This is a genomic window from Aquibacillus saliphilus, assembly GCF_020404745.1.
Taxonomy (GTDB): Bacteria; Bacillota; Bacilli; order Bacillales; family Amphibacillaceae; genus Aquibacillus; species Aquibacillus saliphilus.
Genome location: NZ_JAIZAP010000003.1, coordinates 74,135 through 98,134, shown reverse-complemented (window position 1 = coordinate 98,134; position 24,000 = coordinate 74,135). Strand labels below are relative to the sequence as shown.

The 24,000-nt window shown below is 36.0% G+C and carries 20 protein-coding genes and 1 pseudogene; 15 read left to right on the top strand and 6 right to left on the bottom strand.

Annotated elements, in window-relative coordinates:
- Positions 1-62: 62 nt before the first annotated feature.
- From LD272_RS04545 to LD272_RS04530, 4 genes are read right to left on the bottom strand one after another with little or no spacing between them, the layout of a single operon-like run.
- Positions 63-458, bottom strand: coding sequence for a hypothetical protein (locus LD272_RS04545; protein ID WP_226035407.1), 396 nt, complete (start codon positions 456-458; stop codon positions 63-65).
- 5 nt (positions 459-463) lie between these two features.
- Positions 464-1,861, bottom strand: a complete 1,398-nt coding sequence (locus LD272_RS04540; protein ID WP_226035406.1) for a sensor histidine kinase — start codon at positions 1,859-1,861, stop codon at positions 464-466.
- Complete coding sequence (locus LD272_RS04535) at positions 1,858-2,529, bottom strand: response regulator transcription factor (RefSeq protein ID WP_226035405.1); 672 nt, start codon at positions 2,527-2,529, stop codon at positions 1,858-1,860. The genes LD272_RS04540 and LD272_RS04535 overlap by 4 nt, the downstream gene beginning before the upstream one ends.
- A gap of 52 nt (positions 2,530-2,581) precedes the next feature.
- A complete protein-coding gene (locus LD272_RS04530; protein ID WP_226035404.1) occupies positions 2,582-4,702 on the bottom strand; it encodes an MMPL family transporter in 2,121 nt (706 codons plus the stop codon).
- 755 nt (positions 4,703-5,457) lie between these two features.
- On the opposite strand from LD272_RS04530, the gene LD272_RS04525 reads away from it, so the two are divergent.
- Positions 5,458-6,444 carry a tRNA dihydrouridine synthase gene (locus LD272_RS04525; protein WP_226035524.1) on the top strand — a complete coding sequence of 329 codons (987 nt, stop codon included), beginning with the start codon at positions 5,458-5,460 and terminating at the stop codon, positions 6,442-6,444.
- Between the two features lie 382 nt (positions 6,445-6,826).
- Entirely contained in the window at positions 6,827-8,224 is a 1,398-nt protein-coding gene (gene uxaC / locus LD272_RS04520; protein WP_226035403.1) for a glucuronate isomerase, read from the top strand.
- Positions 8,225-8,414: 190 nt separating this feature from the next.
- On the opposite strand, the gene LD272_RS04515 is transcribed toward uxaC, so the two are convergent.
- Positions 8,415-9,602 (bottom strand): ROK family transcriptional regulator, encoded by a 1,188-nt coding sequence (locus tag LD272_RS04515; RefSeq protein WP_226035402.1) that lies wholly within the window; start codon positions 9,600-9,602, stop codon positions 8,415-8,417.
- A gap of 364 nt (positions 9,603-9,966) precedes the next feature.
- Here LD272_RS04515 and larC point away from each other — a divergent pair, with 364 nt between their 5' ends.
- The 12 genes and pseudogenes from larC (at position 9,967) to LD272_RS04455 (ending at position 22,057) form a co-directional block, all read left to right on the top strand.
- Positions 9,967-10,887 carry a nickel pincer cofactor biosynthesis protein LarC gene (gene larC, locus LD272_RS04510; protein ID WP_226035401.1) on the top strand — a complete coding sequence of 307 codons (921 nt, stop codon included), beginning with the start codon at positions 9,967-9,969 and terminating at the stop codon, positions 10,885-10,887.
- Positions 10,888-10,971: 84 nt separating this feature from the next.
- On the top strand, positions 10,972-11,619 hold the full coding sequence (locus LD272_RS04505; RefSeq protein ID WP_226035400.1) for an urease accessory protein UreH: 648 nt from the start codon (positions 10,972-10,974) through the stop codon (positions 11,617-11,619).
- A gap of 256 nt (positions 11,620-11,875) precedes the next feature.
- Entirely contained in the window at positions 11,876-12,190 is a 315-nt protein-coding gene (locus LD272_RS04500) for an AraC family ligand binding domain-containing protein (protein WP_226035399.1), read from the top strand.
- A pseudogene (locus LD272_RS04495) lies at positions 12,184-12,375 on the top strand (Gfo/Idh/MocA family protein); the annotation flags it as partial. The gene LD272_RS04500 and the pseudogene LD272_RS04495, both read left to right, overlap by 7 nt.
- 285 nt (positions 12,376-12,660) lie before the next feature.
- Positions 12,661-13,929: a nickel pincer cofactor-dependent isomerase, group 22 gene (locus tag LD272_RS04490; protein WP_226035398.1), complete on the top strand. Its 1,269-nt coding sequence runs from the start codon at positions 12,661-12,663 to the stop codon at positions 13,927-13,929.
- A gap of 18 nt (positions 13,930-13,947) precedes the next feature.
- Positions 13,948-14,718, top strand: a complete 771-nt coding sequence (locus LD272_RS04485) for an SDR family oxidoreductase (protein WP_226035397.1) — start codon at positions 13,948-13,950, stop codon at positions 14,716-14,718.
- A gap of 48 nt (positions 14,719-14,766) precedes the next feature.
- Positions 14,767-15,570, top strand: a complete 804-nt coding sequence (larE, locus tag LD272_RS04480; protein ID WP_226035396.1) for an ATP-dependent sacrificial sulfur transferase LarE — start codon at positions 14,767-14,769, stop codon at positions 15,568-15,570.
- Between the two features lie 273 nt (positions 15,571-15,843).
- Positions 15,844-17,316 carry a gluconokinase gene (locus LD272_RS04475; RefSeq protein WP_255639641.1) on the top strand — a complete coding sequence of 491 codons (1,473 nt, stop codon included), beginning with the start codon at positions 15,844-15,846 and terminating at the stop codon, positions 17,314-17,316.
- 406 nt (positions 17,317-17,722) lie between these two features.
- Positions 17,723-18,475, top strand: coding sequence for a nickel pincer cofactor biosynthesis protein LarB (gene larB / locus LD272_RS04470; protein ID WP_226035522.1), 753 nt, complete (start codon positions 17,723-17,725; stop codon positions 18,473-18,475).
- Positions 18,476-18,498: 23 nt separating this feature from the next.
- A complete protein-coding gene (larC2, locus tag LD272_RS04465; protein ID WP_226035395.1) occupies positions 18,499-18,972 on the top strand; it encodes a nickel pincer cofactor biosynthesis protein LarC2 in 474 nt (157 codons plus the stop codon).
- A 353-nt stretch (positions 18,973-19,325) separates the two neighbouring features.
- Positions 19,326-20,237 carry an AEC family transporter gene (locus LD272_RS04460; RefSeq protein ID WP_226035394.1) on the top strand — a complete coding sequence of 304 codons (912 nt, stop codon included), beginning with the start codon at positions 19,326-19,328 and terminating at the stop codon, positions 20,235-20,237.
- Positions 20,238-20,770: 533 nt separating this feature from the next.
- Positions 20,771-22,057, top strand: coding sequence for an L-lactate MFS transporter (locus LD272_RS04455; protein WP_226035393.1), 1,287 nt, complete (start codon positions 20,771-20,773; stop codon positions 22,055-22,057).
- A gap of 550 nt (positions 22,058-22,607) precedes the next feature.
- On the opposite strand, the gene LD272_RS04450 is transcribed toward LD272_RS04455, so the two are convergent.
- Positions 22,608-22,943 carry a helix-turn-helix domain-containing protein gene (locus tag LD272_RS04450; RefSeq protein WP_226035392.1) on the bottom strand — a complete coding sequence of 112 codons (336 nt, stop codon included), beginning with the start codon at positions 22,941-22,943 and terminating at the stop codon, positions 22,608-22,610.
- Between the two features lie 352 nt (positions 22,944-23,295).
- Here LD272_RS04450 and sda point away from each other — a divergent pair, with 352 nt between their 5' ends.
- On the top strand, positions 23,296-23,457 hold the full coding sequence (sda, locus tag LD272_RS04445; protein ID WP_226035391.1) for a sporulation histidine kinase inhibitor Sda: 162 nt from the start codon (positions 23,296-23,298) through the stop codon (positions 23,455-23,457).
- Positions 23,458-24,000 lie beyond the last annotated feature (543 nt).

Genomic DNA, 24,000 nt, shown 5'->3' with positions numbered 1-24,000 from the left:
AGGAATTGTTATTTTGTCAGCCTTCGCGGCATTTTTAAGTCAATTGCTTTGCGAATACCATTTTAATTTTCCTGTTTATCAACAAGAAAGGTGATAAACACAAATAATAAGAAAGCTAGTAAAAGTAAGCTTCCACCGACGATAAAGAACACCATTACAAAGGTTTCATTAAGATTGAATGGATTGATATTGTACATCCACATTCCTAAGGTCAATCCTGCTGCACCCACCATTCCTAGGATACTGTGAATAGTTACAAGCCTTTTATATTTAATCTTATATACCTTATAAAAAATTCCCCAAGCAAATACGGATAACCACCCTACTAATAGAATATGAGCATGGATGGGTCTCAAGGAATAATCCATACTCCCCGACATTTGAGAACCAATAAAAGTACCGATTATTCCGAATATCGCTGAAAACCGAATGAGCCTTATACTCCAAGTTTGTTCCATAATAGTTAATCCTCCAATTTTCTATATATATTTGGGAGTAAGATTTTGAAGGTTGTTCCCTCGCCAACCTTGCTATCAACCTTGATTTCTCCTCCATGTAAGTCAATAATTTGTTTAACAATCGATAAGCCTAACCCTGTACCGTCACTTTTTCTAGATGAATCTACACGATAAAAACGGTCGAAAATTTGGGTGACGGCTTCCTTAGACATACCGATTCCGGAATCTTTCACCATGATAGTGATGATGCCTTCACTTTTAGATAAGCTTATCCAAATACTCCCCCCATGAGCATTATACTTTATCGCATTCGTTATCAAGTTGTCCCAGACGTTGCTCATAAGTTCGGCATCAACCTTCACCCGAATAGGTTCCAGTTTATAAGAAACTTCAATTTCCTTTTCCTGTAGTCGCCATTGATACCTACGGATGGTTTGTTTTATTTGTTCGTCAAATTGCACCTCTGAAATCATGATCGGATACGCTTTCTGATCAAGGGAGGTTAATAACAATAGCTGCCTGGTTAGATTGGAAAGTCGCTTTGATTCATGATCAATAATTTGTAGGTACTCTTTTACCTCCTGTTCATCTACATTTTGTGATAGTAGAAGCTCCGCATATCCCTGAATATTCATTAGTGGAGATTGAAAGTCATGTGACACATTATTGATAAAGGATTTTCGAGCTTCATCATTATGCTGTAACTGCCACTGCATGTTGTTAAAGCTTTCTGCTAATTGTCCAAGCTCATCTTTACGATCAATCTCTAACGGATAAAGAAAATTCTCGCGCGTAATCTCTCTGGTCGCTTCCGTTAACTTTGTAATCGGCTGGATGAGATGCTTTGCAAATAGGATTACCCCACTAATGCTAACAACTGTAACAGCAACAAAAAACCATGCTAAAATCATATGAATATCAGAAAAAAGCAGTTTATTATTGGGACGTAAGAACAAACCGTATTGCTCCCCGCCCATGGTGAACGGTACACCTACCGTATTCTTGACATCATTTGAGAAGTGCCCCATCATTAAAAACTTATGAGAAAAGTGGCTCATACCATGGTAGATTTCTTTGTCCAAGAGTACCTTCTCGGCACTTTTAGGAAGCTCTGTCTTTGTAAAAGGTTTGCCAAAATAAGCATCTTGCCCGGATTCGTTAATTACATATATTTGATACCCAAGATTGCCAATCGATTCTAAGAAAGGCTCTAAGGAAGAACGATCCGAATGCATACTCTCAAGGTTTGATGTAATTGTTTGGGCGATCTCTACGTTTTGCTGATCAATCTTTTGTTTGGTTGAAGACATGTAAATAAAATTGGCGAATATTATCCCAACCGTGACACTTATTATTAAGATTGATAGTGTTGCAACAATGAATTTTCGGTATAGTGTTCTCATTTGTTAACCTCAAGCTTATAGCCAATCCCTCGAACTGTTTGAATTTCCACAGTTGCATCGTGTTTTTTTAAACGCTCTCGGATTCGGTTTATATGCGTATTAAGAGTCTGTTCTCCACCTTCATAATCAACTCCCCATCCTTGTTCAACTAAAAAGGCTCTAGGTGTAATCTTGTTTACGCGTGAAGCTAATAAACTTAATAATTCAAATTCCTTTAGCGGTGGAAGGACTGTTTCTTGATTGATTATCAATTCAAAGTTTTTTCGATCTATCGTGAGATTTCCTACTTTTATGACCGTTTCCATGGCACGTTCGACACGCCGTAAAACAACAGCAACACGAAATAGGAGTTCCTTTACCTCAAATGGCTTAACGATATAGTCGTCAGAACCTGCTAAGAAGCCTTGTTCTTTATCACCAATCTGACCTTTGGCAGTCAGCAGTATAACGGGGATATCGAAGTCCATTGATAATATCTTTGTCAATTCAAATCCATCCATTCCTGGCATCATCACATCGACAATTGCTAAATCAAATGATTTTTCTTCCAACATATCCAAGGCTTCTTCAGCATGATTAGCTCTATATACTTGATAACCTTCTCGGCTTAAGTGAATAGATACAAGCTGTTGAATATAGACATCATCATCTACAACAAGAATCTTCATTATAAGAACCTCCTAAAAGGGAGCATACAAAGGAAGTCCTTTGTATTCTTTTTTACTGTCTATTATGCGAGACTTGCTTGTCTTTTTCAAATAGTAGTATTAAAGCTGGTAGAAGCATACCCCTAACTAGGAAAGTATCAATTAAGATTCCAATGGCAACGATAAATCCAAATACGAAAAGGTCAGCAATTGGCATCGTAGTCAACGCTGCAAAAGTTGCCGCTAGAATGATACCCGCAGATGATATGACACCACCGGTATTTCGGATTGCAATTTCAAGAGCATCTTTAACACGATGCGTCTTCCGCTCTTCCATGAATCTAGAGGCAAGGATAATATTATAATCGATACCTAAAGCCACTAAGAAGATAAAAGCGTAGACAGGTACTCGAGTACTTATTGCTTCATAATCAAACAAGAAATCAACTAGAAAAATGCCAAGACCCAAAGCAGATACATAGGAAAGTAAAATGGTCGCCATCATATAAATAGGCATTTTAATAGAACGAGTAAGGACGAATAACAGAATTAGTATTAGTAATGTTTCAAGTACTACAATGGTAAAAATATCCTTGTTATTCACATCTCGTTCATCTACTAGCTTTGCAGTCACTCCGCTAAAGTATGCTTCTGTGGATATAGAAGCGTCCTTTAATAGGTTTGGTGTATCTTCACGTAAATCTTTAATAATATCCATAGCTTCTGTAGAATATGGATTTATCGCTAACACAACACTAAGCTTTAGAGCCTTAGAGTCTTCAGATTGTGCAGTCAATCGTACAGATGAAATTTCATTATGTTCTTGTAGTTTTCCTGTGATAGCAGTTACGTCTTCTTCTACTAAAGCTTCATCACTTTCGATTAACAATGTTGTAGGTGCTAGTTCCCCTTTGTCATATTTTGCCTCTACAATTTCATAGCCCACTCGAGAAGGTAAATCCTCAGGAAACTTTTTGACAGTATCAAATTCAAAATCAAGATTAAACACATTAAAAGCAGTAATTAAAAGGAAAATACCAATAATTCCTCCGGATAAACCAGGCTTGTTCACCACAAACTTAGCAATAGGTCCCCAAATTCCATGTTTTACATTTTTTTCTTGGCCAAACTTTGGAACTTTCGGCCAAAATGCTTTACGACCAAATAGCGTAAATAAAGCTGGTACCAATGTGATAGACGCTATTATGATGAAGAACATGGCAAGTCCGAAAATAGGAGCGAAATTTTGATAATCACGAAAATCAGCAAAGAATAAGACTAGCATTGCTGCTAACACCGTTCCTCCAGCGAAAAATACAGGTTCTCCAGTTGCACGCATTGCAAGTTTCATCGCTTCATATTTACTTTCCTCTTTGTTAAGCTCCTCACGATAACGAGAGAATACAAATAGTGAATAGTCAATCACTGCAGCAAAAAGTAAAATACTCATTATGGAGGTTGTTGAGTTATTGATTTCTAACCCGCCTGCCCCTAGTAATGCAACACTTTGATTCACGACCTGATAGACAATAGCTGTTGCTAGAAGAGGTATGAATGCAAGTAAAGGTGAACGGTAAATCGCTATAAGTAATACTAAAATAATAACTATAGTTGAAAGTAATAACACAAAGTCCGCTTGTTCAAATAACTTGACTGTGTCCCCAGCGATTCCTGCTGGACCAGTGATATAAAAGGACATATTTTCAAACTTATCTGCAATAGTATTACCTATCTCAGAAGCCTTGTCATTGATCTCGGAATACTCACTATTGCCAAGCCCCTTCTCTAATTCCATCGGAGCAATTATCGTTGAACCATCCTCAGAAATAAGACCCGTTAACGCTTGAGGTGGAAGTGCGCTTATATCAAGGATAGTCTCAATTCCTTTAATATCCTCTGCTACTATTCCATTTAGTATTTGTGTGACCTCATCGGTATTTATGTTGCCATTTTCATTATGAAATACAAGGATTCCTGGTGTCCCTTGCTCATTTGGAAATATCTCTTCTGTTTTTTTCTCAGCTAAGATAGATTGTGCTTCATCTGGAAGCGATTGAAAATTAGTTACTTTATAATCGCCAATCCTTGGTCCCGCACTTAAACCTACCATCAGAACGAGCCAAGCGATAATCGTAATCCACATTCCACGTTTAGTTGAAACCCAATCTGTTATTGAATGTATTATTTTTCTCAAAATAGAACCCCCTATATAATCTCTCGATGATGATCTTACCAATGAAACATAAATTTAATATCAACTTTTGTTTACATTTGTAGATAAACCTAATTTATTTTCTCGAAGTATTTACCATTATTGTGTTAATGAAAGTTTGAGAAGACTACCATGTCACTGTGTCCCGCCTAATAGAGTAAGTACTATGAAAAAAGTTCGAGAGACAACTTTTATTAGCAAAAAAGTAAATATAAGACGATCCTTCACAATCAAGATAGATTTGTATTTTAGTACAGGAATACAATCACAGTATTTATGGAGCACTAAAAGCTAAACTAGGTGCTGGATATTATATACCATAGATAGATTGTTTGTATCCACATATTTTTAGGAGGACGGAGAAAGTTATTATTATCGGTTAAAATAAATAGTTGCTATTCGACCCCAAATTCGTTAAAATAAAATTTTGCGAATTTGGGGTCTTTTTGTGTTCACAACCTTGTCCTGCTAATTAGTTCACAAACGACATTTTTGAACCAAGAAAGTGTAAAATTTGGGGTTCGCTCGGAAAACTATATTCTAACTCCAAGCTGAAATGAGGATTTGAGCTGGAGTATTCGGAAGAGTTTATTTCGGGTGTACAGCCCTTGTAAAAATAACCATTTATAATCCGTTTGATATAAAGTACTTATCCATGGTATAAGTGTTAAAGAAGCAGGGGCTTTTTGCTTTTTAATTTTGGGTGGTATCCCATAATGAGAGGATTTGAATTGAATATGGTAGATAATTTTTGGCGTGATTTACCACGACCATTTTTTATATTAGCACCAATGGAAGATGTGACGGATGTTGTTTTCCGCCATGTAGTAAGTACGGCAGCTAGACCTGATGTATTTTTTACAGAGTTTACAAACACAGAGAGTTATTGTCACCCACAGGGGCACCAAAGTGTGCGTGGACGTTTGACTTTTACTGAAGATGAACAACCGATGGTGGCTCATATATGGGGAGATAAACCCGAATACTTCAGGCAAATGAGTATTGGAATGGCGGAAGAAGGTTTTCGCGGTGTGGATATCAATATGGGTTGTCCTGTGCAGAATGTAGCAGCAAATGGGAAGGGATGCGGTCTTATCCGTCGTCCAGAAGTTGCCGCAGAGCTAATACAAGCAGCAAAAGCAGGAGGATTACCTGTTAGTGTGAAAACAAGACTTGGTTACACAGATGTAGAGGAATGGCACGACTGGCTTAAACACTTATTGGAACAAGATATCGTTAATCTTTCTATTCATCTTCGTACAAAAAAAGAAATGAGTAAGGTGGATGCCCATTGGGAACTGATTCCAGAGATTAAGAAACTTCGTGATAAGGTGGCACCAGATACACTTTTAACGATTAATGGGGATATACCTGATCGTCAAACAGGCCTTGAACTCGTTCGCAAGTACGGTGTGGATGGTGTGATGATTGGTCGTGGTATTTTCACAAATCCATTTGCCTTTGAAAAACAGGCGAAAGAGCCTAGTAGTAAGGAATTGCTGGATCTCTTAAGGTTGCATCTTGACTTACACGATCGCTATTCCAAGGAATTTGAACCTCGTCTATTTAAACCGCTTCGTCGTTTTTTTAAGATCTATGTTCGTGGATTTCGAGGTGCAGGTGAGTTAAGAAATCAATTGATGGATACAGAATCAACAGATGAAGTGCGTGCATTGCTCGATAACTTTGAGTTAAAGAATGTCGAGGTGACGGGGGAACAGTAGAAATGCTCCAACAAGGTAAAAGCGTTGATGCGACCCCTAAAAAGATAGATGTATATTAAGCAGTTAATTGGCGGGAATGAATACGGTATTGAACCGGATTCATTCCCGCCAATTTTTGCTTTATGGAGGGACACTTTTTATTCAGATTAGCTGCTTAGATTTTTACTATATAGGAATTTGAGTAATTGTAACCATCGAAATGAATCATATCTACTCCATAAGACTAATCAGAATTTATTTCTGCTAATATACTTGAAAGATAAAACGTTTACCTATATCATATTATATGTAATTGTTTGTTTGGTAAACAAAATAATTAAATGTATAAAAATGAAAACTAAGATTACGTCTTAAAAGATCTATTGCAAAGGGTGAATAAACGATGAAAACTTTTATAACCGAAGACTTTTTATTGTATAGTGAAGCAGCAAAAGATCTTTACCACCACGTTGCGAAAAAATTGCCGATCATAGATTATCATAATCACTTAAATCAAGAAGAAATTTTACAGGATAAAAATTATAACAACCTATCAGAAATTTGGCTTGCCGGTGACCATTATAAATGGAGAGCGATGAGAGCAAATGGCATTAGTGAGGAATATATAACTGGAGACAAGAGTGACTATGAGAAATTTTTAGCTTGGGCTAAAACAGTTCCTAATACAATGGGGAATCCTTTATACCACTGGACTCATCTAGAACTAAAAAGATACTTCGGAATTAATGAAGTTTTAAATGAGGAAACTGCACCAGCTATTTGGGAGGAAGCAAATCGTAAATTGGCAACTCCTGAATTGTCGGTTCGATCCATTTTGGAAAAAGATAAGGTCGCTTTTGTTGGTACAACCGATGATCCGACTGATGACTTACAGTATCACATTCAACTTCGAGACGAAGCGTTCCAAACGAAAGTATCCCCTTCATTCCGACCTGATAAAGGATTAAACATTGAAAAAGATGACTTTCTTGAGTGGGTAGAAAGGTTAACAGAAGTAGCGAATAGGTCTATTGATAGTTACAATGATTTTCTAGCTGCCTTAGCAAATCGAGTGGATTATTTTGACGAAATAGGCTGCCGAAGCTCTGACCATGGAATAAATGTTATGTTCTATCAAGAAGGAACAAAGGAAGAGGTAGCAACTATCTTTCGAAAACGTTTAAATGGAGAAGAACTAACTGAAAAAGAGGTTGATCAATTTAGAACATACACGTTAGTAACGCTAGGTGAGCTGTATGCAGATAAAGGTTGGATAATGCAATTACACATAAACCCACTTCGTAATAATAATACGCGCATGTTTCATAAGGTTGGTCCTGACAGTGGTTTTGATTCGATTGGAGATCGTCTGCTAGCTGAGCCGTTATCCAACTTTTTAGATGCATTAGAGGTAAATGGTAAATTGCCAAAAACAATCTTATATTCATTAAACTCTAGAGATAATAATGTGTTAGCTGCAATGGCAGGGAATTACCAAAATGATGAGATACCTGGAAAGGTTCAATTCGGGACTGCATGGTGGTTCAATGACCATCTTGATGGCATGGAAGACCAACTAAAAACACTAGCGAATACTGGTTTAATTAGTAACTTTGTTGGTATGTTAACGGATTCTAGAAGCTTTCTTTCATTTTCACGTCATGAATATTTCAGAAGAATACTATGTAATTTGATAGGTACTTGGGTTGAGGAAGGTAAGGTACCAAATGATAAGGAACTACTCGAAACTTATGTGAAAAACATCTGTTATTATAACGCAGAACGTTATTTTACTATTTAAAGAGCGCTAACCTTAATCATGTCAGCTATAATACTTTTTAAAAAGAGAGAGGTAATCAGTACGTACCAACGTGTAGACAAAGAGGGAGTCTTCCATACAAACTGGATGTAACTTCAAGTAGAAAGTTGCCATATAAAAATCCCCCTGACTCTATTTGTTTAACAAGGGGGATTTTATTAAAAAGGTTAACTTATTTAGTTTCCAGTGGTAGAAGCTTTTCAGATAGTTCTAAGTTTAATTCTGGTATTTCTAAGAAGCTTTTGATACCAAAAGCACAAGCACCCATGACAGATGCATTTTTATCAAGGTCTGAGATTACTAGCTCACGGTATTGACTAACTGAAGAAGTTAGATTGGTTTTGATTTCTTCAATTGCATTAGGATATAGATGCAATACTTCACTGTTAAGCACAATCGTTTCAGGATTATATAAGTTAATAATGTTATTGAGCCCAATAGATAAGTGTTTAATAAATCTGTGCATTTGTTCGCAAACTTCAGGTTCCTTAGTGTTTATCCAGTTTTGGATATCTTGATAGCTAATGTCACTTTTATTCATTTGCTTTGATAATAAGGAGAATAAGCTTTTTTCTGATGCGTAGAGTTCCCAGCATCCCTTATTTCCACATTTACATGGCTTGCCATCAGGGAAAATCACCATGTGTCCCATTTCTCCTGCGTATCCATGGTAACCTTTAATAAGCTCGCCATCCATTATGATTCCAAGACCTATCCCGGAATACATGCTGATACATAATAGATTATCTGTATGATGGTGTTTGAAAATTTTCTCTGCAAATGCGCAAAGGTTAGCATTATTTTCAATATGTACACTTATTTCTAAATCTTTTTCAAGGTCAGCTTTTAAATCCTTGTTGCGCCATTGGTGTTGGGGAATGAAGAAAATAGTTTCGTCCTTACCAACAGTGCCATGGATTGCGATTACTACGTTAACCATTCCGTAGCGCATGTCATCACATTTTCTTTTGTACTTTTTGATGTGATTTGCTACTAGTTCACGAATCTCATCGTAATTTGAGGTGTCAAGTTCATATGTATCTGAAATCAAGGGGAATCCTAATAAATCAGATAGTGTATAGGTTATTTGTTTATAATCTAGATCAATACCTAATACGCAGCCAGCTTCGCGATTCAGGGAAAGCATAATTGGTCGCCTTCCTACAGCGTTATGTTCTTGCTGGGTTTCATAAATAAGCTCTTTGTCTAATAAATCTGCAACCTGAACAGAAATGGTTGCTTTGTTTAATCCGGTGATTTTAGATAATTCCGCTCTGGATATCATGCCATTTTCAACAATTTTACCCAGGATAGAGTTTCTATTTATTTTTTTAATATATGCGCCATCGCCAGTGACCATGGTTATCCCCCTTTGTTTTAGTAAGGTTAAATAAATAATAGTATCAATTGCATAAGATAATTATTAAATTAATTCATTTGTATATAAAGAGAGAATCATTAGCTTTAACATATGTAGGTTAAATGTGACTAACTTATCAGGAGCTTTTAAGGGATAAAAGTGCCTGGAGTCTAGCTAGTATAGTATGTAGGACACGCTATGTAATGAAAGGGATTTCATTTAACATTAGCTCTTATCTAACTTACCATCTATTTTAAAACATCATACTCTAATTCACAACTTTATCTAGTACTAGCTTATGTTAAATTTAAATAGAAAAAAGATGAAATTATTTCTATTACTTATACGGAAAAGAGGTTAATACATGAAGACACTCTATTTTGATTGCTTCTCTGGGGTCAGTGGTGACATGGTTATCGGTGCGCTTTTAGATGCAGGTGCAGATTTTAATCGTTTGGAAAAGGAATTAAAGAAACTCGATATAGAAGAAGAGTATAAGCTACAACAAGGTAAAGTTGTGAAGAACGGGATTACTAGTACTAAATTTGATGTTGTGTTAAACAATCAAAATCACCCGGACAATCATCAACATAGTCACGTTGAAGAGGGCGACCATAAGCATTTGCACAGTCATGAGCATTCGCATACCCATACGCACACTCATTCTGATGAAGATGGTCATCACCAACATATACACCAACACGAGCATACCCATCATATTCATGATGCTGAACATTCACATCATCACCATCATGACGGACACCATGACCATGCTCATCGTTCTTATCAAGATATAGTAACCATGATAAAACAGGCAGGTTTAACTGAACAGGTTGAAGCAATGGCATTGAAGATTTTTCGGAAGATTGGAGAAGCAGAAGGACATATTCACGGATTACCCCTTGAAACAGTCCATTTTCATGAGGTAGGAGCAGTTGACTCGATTGTTGATATTGTCGGAACGGCTATCTTAATGAATGACTTAGAGATAAAAATTGTTAAATCATCACCAGTAGCGGTTGGTTCTGGGAAGATACATATTGATCATGGAGTGTATCCGGTGCCAGCTCCTGCGACGCTCGAAATTTTAAAAGGGGTTCCTGTTCAACATAGTGATTTGAAAGCAGAATTAGCAACTCCTACAGGTGCAGCGATAGTAGCTGTATTAACTGAGGAGTTTGGCACGATTCCTTCTATGGAAATAAAATCAATTGGCTATGGAGCGGGGACTAAAACCTTTCCCAATCATCCGAACGTTCTTCGAGTAATTATTGGAGAAGAGTGAATTTAGTTCTTGTTTATTGTGCTAAAACATTTAAATAACTTCGGTTAAGGATTTAAAGAGTAAGAAAAGGGAGATTTAAACTTTATGACAACAAGTTATCTATCTGTATTGTTTTTAGGTTTTATATTGGGTATAAAGCATTCGTTAGAGCCTGATCATGTAATTGCTGTATCAACAATTGCAAGTAAAAGCAAAAAGTTATGGCAATCAACATTAGCAGGAGTTTATTGGGGGATAGGCCATACGATCACGCTCTTTATTATCGGAATCATCTTCATCCTTTTAAAAGGGGAATTTTCAACTATATGGGCGATGTCGCTAGAGTTTCTTGTTGGAATTATGTTGGTTTATCTAGGTATATCAAGTATGTTTTTTTATAAAAGTTATGTAGATCAACAACAAGGTGGCGATAAAAGGTCAACATTAAAATCCATGTTTATTGGATTAGTCCATGGATTAGCTGGCAGTGCAGCGATGATTTTACTAACGATGTCATCGGTCTCTACTGTATGGGAAGGTTCGTTGTTTATTTTACTATTTGGTGTTGGAACCATTATCGGAATGCTAGGCTTTACTACTATCCTTGGGATACCATTTGTAATTAGTAAAGGAAAGTTAGGGGTTAACAGGTTTCTTACCAAGTCAGCTGGAGCAGTCAGTTTTTTGTTTGGTGTTTATTATATATATAATCTTGGGATTACAGAAGGATTATTTCAGATGTGGATGCCCTAATCGTTAATTAATGGGTTAGAAATTGATGACAACAAAATAATGAAAAATCAATCACCCGTCTAGTTTGTGCAGGTCCTGACAATTAGTACTAATCGGGTGATTTTTTTCATCTTTAAACGTTATTTAATTATCTCAAAACGTAAATCAAAAAGCACTCTCAGTAAATTTTTATCCGAAAGTAGACAATTTAGAGTAATGATTTTTGTATTCCAACAATATATACTTGAAACTAGCATCACAGAAAGGAAGGGCTCTTGTGAATGAACCATTAGTTGTAGGATATCGCTTTCGGGGAAATGCACTCAATATAAATTACCATAGTCACCTAGAACATTATGAGATTTATTTTTTTCATGCTGGTTCATGTCGATATTTAATTCACAACCAAATTTATGATTTGACCCCAGGGGATATTTTGTTAATGGATGGCAAGACACTTCACAAACCCAATGTTGATCCTAGTATTGAATATGTTCGTAGCGTCGTTCACTTTTCTCCCCAGTGGATACTAGGTGTATTAACAGAACTTAAGAGTCTACATGTATTAGAAGTATTTGAAAAACTTCATTAGAACAAATTTTAGATGATAGTTCAATTAAATTAGTAGCGGCAGCAGCGATACCTTCAAAGAGGAGTGCCCTTTGCAATAAAGTAATGGAAGCAGGAAAAGATTACTTTACTGATAAGACTCCCTTTACAACCATGGCTCAATTAGAAGAAACTAAACGCGTGGTTGAACGAACGGGTCAAAAATACTAAGGTTTAAGGATTATCTCGAAATGAGAGATAACTCTCTTTGTAATTTTACGAACATTATAGAATAGATTCATTTATCAAAGGATAGCATTTAAATTTTGGAAGTAATCCATTGACTGAAATAAAATATAATGATATTCTCACCTTATTAATTTGTTTAGTAAACAAATTAATAAGGTTGCGATTGAAAGGGATTACAATAATAGTAATAGTTAGTGCAAGTGAACAGTAGCGATAATATAATAGAAATTAATATAAAGTAAAGAAACGGAGTGAATATTAATTATGGGTGTTATTCAAGAACTTTTAAAAGATATTCCCGTCCCAAAAATGGCTAAAGTGAAACAGGAGTTTGATGATTCTCAAGTGGACAATCTTGGTGATGTCTTAAGGGCAGGTTTGGCAAAAGAACAAATAAAAAAGACGGTTAAACCAGGCATGGAAATTGCTGTTGCGGTAGGTAGTAGAGGATTGGATCGTCTCGTTGAAACGACCGCTGTTACCGTAAAGTATCTTCAAGATTTAGGTGCAAAACCATATATCGTTCCATGTATGGGAAGTCATGGTGGTGCCTCTGATGAAGGGCAAAAAGCTGTTTTAGAACATCTTGGTGTCACAGAAGAGAATGTATTTGCAGAAATTCGCTCCTCGATGGAAGTTATTAAAATTGGTGAATTACCAAATGGTTTACCTATCTATGTTGATAAAATTGCGTCAAAAGCAGATGGTATTGTAATCATTAACCGAGTGAAACCACATACTGCATTTCGCGGACCTGTAGAAAGTGGAATTATGAAAATGATTAGCATCGGTTTAGGTAAACAAAAAGGGGCAGAAGCCTGCCATCAACTAGGATTTAAGCATATGGCAGAGCATGTACCAGCTATGGCTAATATGATTTTAGAAAAAATGCCTATTCTATTTGCGGTTGCAACTGTAGAAAATGCGTTTGATAAGGTTGCGAAATTAGAAGTATTGCTTCCTCAAGAAATTGAAGAAAAAGAAATTGAATTACAAAAGCTTGCAAAAAAACAGTTGCCAAAGCTCTTCTTTGAAAAAATAGATGTACTTGTTATTGATGAAATAGGGAAAAACATCTCAGGTGATGGCATGGATCCTAACATTACAGGGCGCTATCCAACCCCATATGCATATGGAGGACCAGAGGTAACAAAAATGGTTGTACTCGATTTAACCGAGGAAACGGAAGGAAATGCCAATGGAGTTGGAACAGCAGATTTCACAACCCAGCGTCTTGTCGATAAAATGAACCGCGATGCAACCTATGCAAATGGACTTACTTCAACGGTTGTGGGACCAACTCATGTATCGACAACATTACCAAATGATTATCAAGCAATACAAGCTGCAATTAAAACGTGTAATATTCTAGACTTTACCAAGGTGAAGATGGTTCGTATTAAAAACACATTAGAAGTAGGCGAAATTGAAGTGTCAGAGGCATTGCTAGATCATGTAAGTGAACATCCAAATATGGAGAGGATTTCAAATATCTATGAATTAAATGTAGATGAAGAAGGAAATTTGAATTAAAATTCAGGGGGAATAAAAATGAGTGAATTATTTGACTTAACAGGAAAAACGGCCGTAGTTCTTGGTGGAAATGGTGTATTAGGTAGTTCAATGGCGAAAGGACTTGCTGACCATGGAGCAAGAGTAGCTATTGTTGGACGTAATATGGAAAAAGCAGAATCTGTTACTAAAGGAATAGAAAAAAACGGAGGATCTGCTAAATCATTTCAAGCAGATGTAAGTTCCCGTGAATCAATCAATAAGCTTGTTGAGGCAATTGAAGATTGGTCAGGTGGATGGGATATTGTTCTTAATGCACCTGGTACAAATAGCGCAACGCCATTCTTAGAATTAGAGATGGAAGAATGGGATGACATTATGGACGTTAATTTAAGAGGTCTTGTTTTCACGACACAAGCATTTGCGAAACGAATGATTGAACAAGGTAGAAAAGGAAATTTTATTAACATATCATCTGTATCTTCTACTACACCATTATCAAAAGTGTTTACCTATTCTGCATCAAAAGCTGGCGTAAATAGTGTGACACAATTCTTAGCAAAAGAATTTGCTCCACACGGAATTAGAGTGAATGCAATTATTCCTGGTTTTTTCCCGGCCGAACAAAACCGTAAAATCTTAAGTGAAGATCGTATTGAATCAATTATGAACCATACACCGATGGACCGATTTGGTGAGCCAGAGGAATTGCAAGGGGCAGCAGTTTACCTTGCATCTGATAAAGCTTCAGGATTTGTAACAGGTTCGTTGCTTCGTGTTGATGGCGGATTTGGTAGTATGACAATCTAATGTATCGTATCTATTGATAAAATTTTTTTGATGAAAGGAGATAAAACGATGATTAATGAAAAATATCAAAAATTAACATCTATTCTCCAAGATATGAAAAAAGTGGTTGTAGCCTTTTCGGGAGGAGTGGATAGCACTTTTTTGCTTAAGGTAGCTGTAGATACATTGGGCAAAGATAACGTGTTAGCAGTAACTGCGGATTCTGAGACCTATCCAACTAGCGAATTATTAGAAGCTAAAGAGTTAGCTGAATTGATTGGAGCCAACCATCAAGTTGTTGAAACATCAGAGCTTGCGATTCCGGGTTATACAGAAAATGATAAAAATCGCTGTTATTTCTGTAAAAATAGTTTATTTGATCATTTAATCCCGATTATGGAGAGAAAAGGATTTCGTAACGTAATTTATGGTGTAATTGCGGATGACCTAAGTGAGTATCGTCCTGGAATGCAAGCAGCAAAAGAGCAAGGTGTACGAGGGCCTTTACAGGAAGCTGATCTATTCAAAGAAGAAATAAGGGAGCTTTCCCGTCAAAGAAATTTGCCGACGTGGGATAAGCCATCATTTGCTTGTTTATCTTCTAGAATTGCTTACGGGGAAAAGATTACACAGGCAAAACTAACAAAAGTAGATAAATCAGAGGCTTATTTAAAATCGCTTGGAATTCGTCAAGTGAGAGTGAGAACGCATGAAGAGGTTGCTAGAATCGAAGTGGAACCAATTGACATGAGTGTTGTGTTAACAAATCATGAAGTCATATCTAAAAAGCTTCAGGAGTTTGGATACAAGTATATCACGTTAGATTTAATTGGCTATAATAGCGGTAGTATGAACAAAGCACTATCGAGTTGATTCTTATAAGAAAAGCGCAGGGCGCCTTGTTAGCCTAGGGCAATAAGTCGAGCCTCTATGTGGCGCTTCTTGCCACAAAAAGGCTCGACTTAAGACCTCAGGCGGGCAATCGAAATAAGCAGCCCGCTTATTTCCGGCTAAGCACTGGAGGCTTGCCGTGGCTAACAAAGTATCCACAGCAGTCCATTTTATAATTCTAGACCATTAAAAAGGCTTTGGGCTAAAAGCCCAAAGCCTTTTTAAAAGATAAAAATTGCTGAGGAGGGTACTACCTTGAAAGAATTAGTTATCGGCCTTGATATGGGTACAACAAGTGTTAAAGCAATTATATTCGATTTAGACGGAAACTTAGTTGAAGAAGCGGAAAAAATGATTACTTCTTATTATCCACAATCTGATTGGGTTGAACAGGATCCAAATGAAATTGAACTACAATCCCTTGCGGCAATTAAAGATGTGGTGGCAAAAGCGAATGTACATGAAGATGAATTATTAGGGTTGGGAATTTCTTGTGCGATGCACTCACTGATCTGTATAGATGAACATTTTTCCCCACTTTCACAAATGCTTATCTGGGCCGACGGTAGAAGTAGTGATCAGGCAAATAAGCTTAACAAAACAATTGGAAAAGATATTTACATGAAAACAGGTACCCCAATCCATCCGATGTCCCCACTGTTAAAATTACTTTGGATGAAAGAAACAGATTACCAAGCCTACCGTAATGCAACTTACTTTATGTCGATGAAAGAGTATTTATTGCAAAAGTGGTTTGGAAAACGAGTTATTGATTATTCTATGGCTTCAGCATCGGGTTTAATGAACATAGACAAGTTGGAATGGGATAAGGAAGTTTTGGAAATTGCAGGAATCAAAGAAAACCAACTTTCTAAAATTGTTCCACCAACAGAAGTATTAACAAATATCCGAGAAGATGTTGCAAAAGAGATGGGTATATCCAAGACAATGCCATTTGTTATCGGAGCAGCAGATGGTCAACTAGCAAATCTCGGTAATGGTGCTATATCACCAGGAGAAGTGGCTGTATCTGTTGGGACAAGTGGTGCAATTAGACAATTCACTAAATGTGCACCAATAAATGAAAAGCAGGAAACATTCACTTACGCTTTTACAGACGATACTTCCATTATTGGAGGAGCTACAAACAATGGTGGAATCGCGTTACAGTGGTTGAAAGACCTACTAGAGTTTGACGGAAGTCATGATGACTTTCTTAAAGGTGTAGAAAACGTTGAGGTTGGCGCGGACGGGATACTATTTCTACCGTACGTCAATGGCGAAAGAGCCCCACTATGGAATCAAAAAGCAAGAGGTAACTTTTTCGGATTAAGTATTAACCATAAAAAAGAACACTTAGCACGCGCTGTACTCGAAGGAATAACCTTTAATCTATATCAAATAGGGAAATCCTTAGAAGAAGTTGCAGGTAAACCAGAAAAAATAAGTGTAAACGGTGGATTATCAAAATCACCTGTTTGGGTGCAAATTATGGCAGATGTATTTGGCAAAGAAATACACCTGTCAAATACACATCATAACGCAGCTTGGGGTGCAGCATGGACTGCCATGGTGGGCATGGGAATAGTCGAGTCTTTTGAGGCTATTAAGAAGAATATACCATCTGGAAAAGTGATTCAGCCTAATATAGAAAATCATCAAAGATATACGGAAGTATATGAAAAATATGAAAAGATAACTCGAGACTTATCTGTTTACTTTACTTAAAATGAACAAGAAAAAGCATTCGCAGATAATTTTTACTGCGGATGTTTTTTTAGTTCAGAGTAATAATAAAAGTTTTCAAACTTTATTTAAAAAACTCTTGTATAAAATAGTTTTTTTGAGTATATAAACGTTTATTGTGTAACTAGGATAGCTTCTATGAACAAGACTAAAGTCCTTCATGAAGGATGTTTCCATTCGTTTTCTCGCTCGTTTTGACCTTCACTGCTTGATGAAGGTCATTTTGGCTACTTGTTCCACATAGCTAGCCAGTTAAATATTGTTCAAACTACAACTAAGGTTAGATTTGATTTACAATAAGAAAAAGGAAGTAATTAGTAGAACATATAAAATTGACTTGAAAATAGAATATAATCCTTCATCATTTGAAGTATAAAAGTGAGGCAAAATAATGGATGACATTTTAAAGCAAGTTCAAGATGGGACAATTAGTGTCTCAAAGGCAAAGGAAATGTTAGCGACTTATGAAAATTTAGGATTTGCTAAGGTTGACCATCATAGGAAAAAACGCCAGGGGTTTCCTGAAATTATTTATGGCGAAGGAAAAACCACTGATCAAATTATATCGATTATTCAGGCGTTAAAGGCAAAAGGTAATGATATATTGGTCACGCGTATTTCTGAAGATAAAGCAGAACTTGTTTTACAACAATTTCCTGAATTTTCTTATAGAGAGACAGCACAAATACTTTTTTGGAAATACGATCAATTAGATAAGAAGAAGTCTACAAGTTATATTGCTATTGTTTGTGCAGGAACATCCGACATGAGAGTTGCAGAAGAAGCGGCAGTCACAGCAGAGGCGTTAGGATGCGAGGTTAGAAGATTTTACGATGTTGGTGTCGCTGGAATTCATCGTCTACTTGATAATATCGAAGAAATTCAGAATGCTACCGTCTCTGTTGTAATAGCAGGAATGGAGGGTGCACTTCCAAGTGTTGTAGGCGGACTTGTTCCTCATCCAGTGATTGCTGTCCCAACTAGTGTTGGGTATGGTGCCAATTTTCATGGCTTATCTGCACTGTTAACAATGCTAAACTCCTGTGCGTCTGGAATTAGTGTTGTTAATATTGATAATGGTTTTGGTGGAGCCTATAACGCTGCATTGATTCACCGTTTAGCGCAGAAAGGGAACGATTAGTACTTTATGGAAGGGGTCATATTGTGAATTCACATCCACCTCCAAATTATGAACATATTGATGATCAGATGGTTAAAATGGAAGTAAACCTTGACGATATTTCGGGCGAGTGGCTTGGGTATGTCATGGACATTTTATTTGAATCGGGAGCAAATGATGTCTTCTACACGCCAATTTTTATGAAAAAAAATAGGCCAGGAGTTTTGCTTCAGTTGCTTTGTTCTAAAAAAAATATAAATCAAATGAAAGAAATTTTACTAAAAGAAACAACAACCCTAGGTATTCGTTATTACCCATTAACTGTCCATCGCATGGAGCGGCAGTTCATAAAGGTACAGACAGAATGGGGGAAAGTTACAGTTAAGCAAGGTTTAAGTGATGGAGAAGTCTTTCAAAGTTCACCAGAATATGAAGATTGTAAGGAAATTGCCAAACGTCATAATATTCCTTTGAAGAAGGTTTATGAACAAGTATGGAGAGCACTAGCAGAGCATTAGAGTGAAGTTTAACTAAGGAGGGTGTTCCAATTGGAACACCCTCCTTAGTTGCTATCCAGTCGAACGGTGGAACGAATTGAGATATTTATAATGACTATTTCTGTCTAATTAGTACTTAAATTACCACCAGTCAGGACCGTTCTGTTTGTCGGGTCTGCAATTCGGTAAAACAATCGAATGAGACGAAAAGACTTGCTTAAATAGTTAACAACTAAATATAGTAGTTAGGGTACTCACAATCTCGGTTTGTTTGCGATGCCCTTTTTTAATGAATAACTTAAGAAACTCAATCATTATCGGCTGTAGTATAATAAACTATTAATCTATTGATAATATACTAAGGAGAATGTTTTTTGGAAAGTTTTAATAATCAATTTCTATATTCTGTGTTAATTATTGCTTTGGGTTACATTCTAAAACGATCGAATATATTAAAAGAAAGTGATGGGGAAGGACTTGCTAGAATTATCTTTAACATAACGTTACCTACTCTAATTATTGTAACGTTTAATGAAATTCAGTTTGAGTCATCACTTTTCATACTGATTTTAATTGCTATTATCTACGGATTATTTTCTGGACTGTTAGGAATTCTTGTTTTTAAAAACGAGAGTAGAAAAACAAAAGGAATGCTTGCAATGATGGTTCCAGGCTTTAATATTGGCTTGTTCGCTTTTCCTCTTGTTGAAGGGATTTGGGGCCATGAGGGAATTGAATTTTTTGGGATGTTTGATATTGGTAATTCATTTATCGTATTCGGGTTAAGTTACCTGATAGGTAGCTTCTATTCAGAAGACAAAGTTACATTTAACTTTAAAAGGATTCTTGGAAAAGTTTCTAAGTCAATCCCATTAATAACGTACATAATTGTTTGTTTTTTAAATAGTGTAGGATTAAAATTACCAGAAATTGTTGTTGATGTTTCTGGAATTGTATCCGTTGCGAATATGCCTCTCTCCCTTTTATTATTAGGTATTTATTTAAACTTCTCGTTTGAAAAAGGATACGGAAAGCTTATCGCAAAACTTCTTACAGTAAAATATGTTACAGGCTTAGGTATTGGAATCCTATTGTTTGTTTTTTTACCTTTTGAAGCCACGTTCAAGTACATGCTTTTGATTGCCCTAATACTGCCAATATCTGCCTCAGTGTTACCTTATTCAGTTGAGTTTGGTTATAATAGAAGGTTCGTGGGGACAGTATCCAATTTAACGATAATTATTAGCTTTGGTTTAATTTGGTTAATTACAAATATAATAATGTAATAACGATATTTTGTTAAACACTCCTAAATAAAAAGTCATCAAAATCCTTTCGGTGCTGTACTATATTCTTATAATGATAGAGCTAATAACTATCCCATTCGTTAGTGTATGAATATAATTGATTCCCTTGAAGAGTCATTTGTTCATGTAGATATAGAATGTCAGTGTCCTTAGATCCTGGCATGAAAGATGGGATAGTCGTTTTTTCATAGCTGTAGAAATATGGAACGTTCCATCCGATTATTACCCTTAAAGGATCAAATGTTAATATATTGTTTTCGACACCTTACAACGTTGTGATTACTTTGCAAGGTATTCCAATTAAGGATAAATGAATTATTTCTCACTAGAAATAAAACCGCTATTTTAAGTTGGATTGCCTAAAAACATACTTTGTTTAAATAATAAATACTTATTTTATTTCAAATTTGTGGACGTTTTCATAAAATTTGCTCATTTATTCACATAATGTTCAATCTAAATAAAAAAAGACTTTGTTATAGTTAAAGTATAAATAAATTAGAGGTGATTATATGAAAAAGAATCGTTGGCTCATCGCATTATCAGCAATAGCTATTCATTTATCGATTGGATCTGCCTACGCGTATAGTGTATTTAAAAACCCCTTATCTGATCTACTAGGATGGAATGACAAAGAAGTAACGTTATCATTTACGATAGCTATTCTTTTCCTAGGTCTATCTGCTGCTACTTTTGGCAGGTTTGTAGAAAAATGGGGGCCCAGAAAGTCTGCGACACTTGCTGCATTTCTTTTCTCAGCCGGACTTGCTTTGTCAGGGCTCGCCATTCAATTTGAATCGTTAACCTTATATTACTTGGGATATGGAGTAATTGGCGGAATGGGTCTTGGAATTGGATATATTTCACCAGTTTCAACACTTGTTAAATGGTTCCCAGATCGTCGAGGTCTAGCCACAGGAATGGCTGTGATGGGGTTTGGTGCCGGTGCCTTAGTCGCTAGCCCGGTAGCAGCTCATTTTATTCAATCTGTAGGTATTGCTTCAACATTTTATATTCTAGGCGGAGCATATTTTGTTCTAATGCTCAGTGGTGCTTCCTATATCGCTAGACCACCTGAAGGATGGATACCAAAATCAATGCAAGGTTTAGATAGTGCCGACAACAAAAATAAAAAGCGCCGACCAGACGATCTAGCGCAATTAACAGCTAATCAAGCTGTTAAAACAAAAAGATTTTGGTTGTTGTGGGTTATGATGTTTATTAATATTTCTTGTGGTATTATGCTAATTTCAGTGGCATCACCTATGGCTCAAGAGAAAGTAGGATTGACGGTTGTTGCTGCTGCTTCTATGGTAGGAATAATGGGTCTGTTTAACGGGGCCGGTCGGATCGTTTGGTCTTCGCTTTCAGATTACTTAGGAAGAAGTAACGTATTTATCATTTTCTTTGCAGTTCAACTCGTTCTATTTTTATTATTGCCGAGTATATCAAATGCACTACTATTTCAAGCTGTTATTTTCATTATCCTTACAATGTACGGTGGCGGATTTTCATCGCTACCAGCATTTATTGGTGATTTATTTGGTACAAAACAACTCGGTGCGATTCATGGTTATATTTTAACTGCTTGGTCAATGGCGGGTGTATTTGGTCCAATGATGGTTGCTTCTATCCATGATGCTACTAAAAGTTATAATGCAACATTCTATATTTTTGCGATACTACTAGTTGTTGCACTTGGTACCTCATTAGTAATGAAGTCAAATATTAAGTCAATACGTTCTGGTGGAGTTGTTAAAGAACCAGTTAGTAATAATAAAGTTATCAATCTTGGTTAATAATTTTAAATCAGGTAACTTAATCATCGAAGATAACTATCTTTTAAAAAGATAAAACATAGTTAGGCAAAAGGGGGCATAATACTATTTATGCCTCCTTTTTAATATGTACCAAAATATATAATAGTGCGCATTGATGTCTAATTCCAGCGCCTCCCCTGACTGCTAGCAAAAAGCACTACTTATAGGGTGACCACTAATAAGGACTACCATTAGTAATATAAATTCATATTTACGCTGATACATTATTATCTGTTCATGCAGGTGAAAGCTCATACCAAGCAGAATATAAACAATGAATGACGAGGATTACGTGATGGAAGAACTTGATCCCATTAATCGAACAAATGGATAATCCGAAGATTGAATTGTTAGGGGGGTCAAATCATGGAATGCATTTTATCCAATACGTTCGGAGTTATCAAGAAGGTGGATTAAGAAAAAAGGATTTTCTGTTATTGCAGTTGATGATGTTAGGACTATAACAAAAAGGTAGACCAACTAAACTATATTGGTCTACCTTAGATTATAAATGATAACCTAATATGAGTTAGGTCTTGTTTTTCCATTCCAACATCACATTAATAATTTTTAAAACTGTTTCTCTGTCTGTTTCATCTAGTTGATTATTTAATTGATTAAGAGTCTGATTATCCTCATCAGGCTCTGTTGAAAATCGAAAGAGTTCGTCTAGGGTTACATCTAATGCTTTGGCTACTTTACTTACCGTGTCTAATGTTGCATTTTTCTCACCTCTCTCGAGCTGTCCAATATAAGTAGGATGTAAATGAGACAAATGAGCCAATTCTTCTTGACTGAGATGATTCTCTTTTCGCAACAGACGTAATCGTTCACCAATGATTTGTGCTAATTTAGTTCCAGGCATGCAGTTTTTCACCTCTATGTAAATATACCTTCATTTTAGGAACAATCGAAGATACTATAAATACTATTTTAAAATATTGAAATACTATAAATATTAATGTACTATTTATATGGAATATAGAAATTAGTTAGTGTGTTCTTAAGGGTTACATTTCAAGGATTAGTGGCTAATAACCTTCTAAATTTAAAAGGTTTATATCTATCAATTTTTTGATAGATTGTCAATTCTGACAGTGGTTTACGGATGAAGTTTTCATTTGCTGTTTAACTAATAGCCGTTACTCAGGAAATAAGGGGATGTTAGCTGATGTAGTTACTTTTATGCTATATAATTTGAATAAGTGGGTGATATTATGTTTGAGACCTTATCAGATAAAAAATTGCAAGACGCATATCAAAAAGCTGTTGAGCTGGTACTTGATAGAGAATTTATAAAGCTTTTAGAAGCAGAAATTATTAATCGAGGATTAAAAGGGCATTTGGATACAAGGATGGATGAAAGTAGCCATCAGTAGAAGTGAAATGTCAAGGAACAATTAATACCATTCATAAATAAATCCCCACCGCATTTTAATTATAGCGATTTGTGTATTAGCATTACTGCTAATCAGCGATCCTCAGTGAAAGAATTTCCAACTTAACTTCTAATACACTTATGTTAATAGACTTTTCTAACTCCAACTGAATATATTGGAAAGAGGTGCCCAGTAAAAAAAGGGGCACCTCTTGTAAAGTGTAACTTGTTCGGTTCACAAGTGTAAAAATCAAATTTATCTTTTTTGTATAAATTGCCGCGGTACAATTTCCACCTGGTGGTTTTAACCTAAACGATGCAAGCCCTACCTCTCTTACATCCTTACGACTCCGAAGTCGATCCAGTGTGAATAAGTCTTACTATACTATCAATATTTTATTATATTTATGGTTAAGTCAAACGATAGTATGAGAAAAACGTGGTCTTTCGCTAAAAATACTTTGCGATAAACAAGTTTTTCTATTAAAACATTGGCAGAATGCCAGATAATCTTTACATTTCCCAGACAAGTTACTTCTAAAGT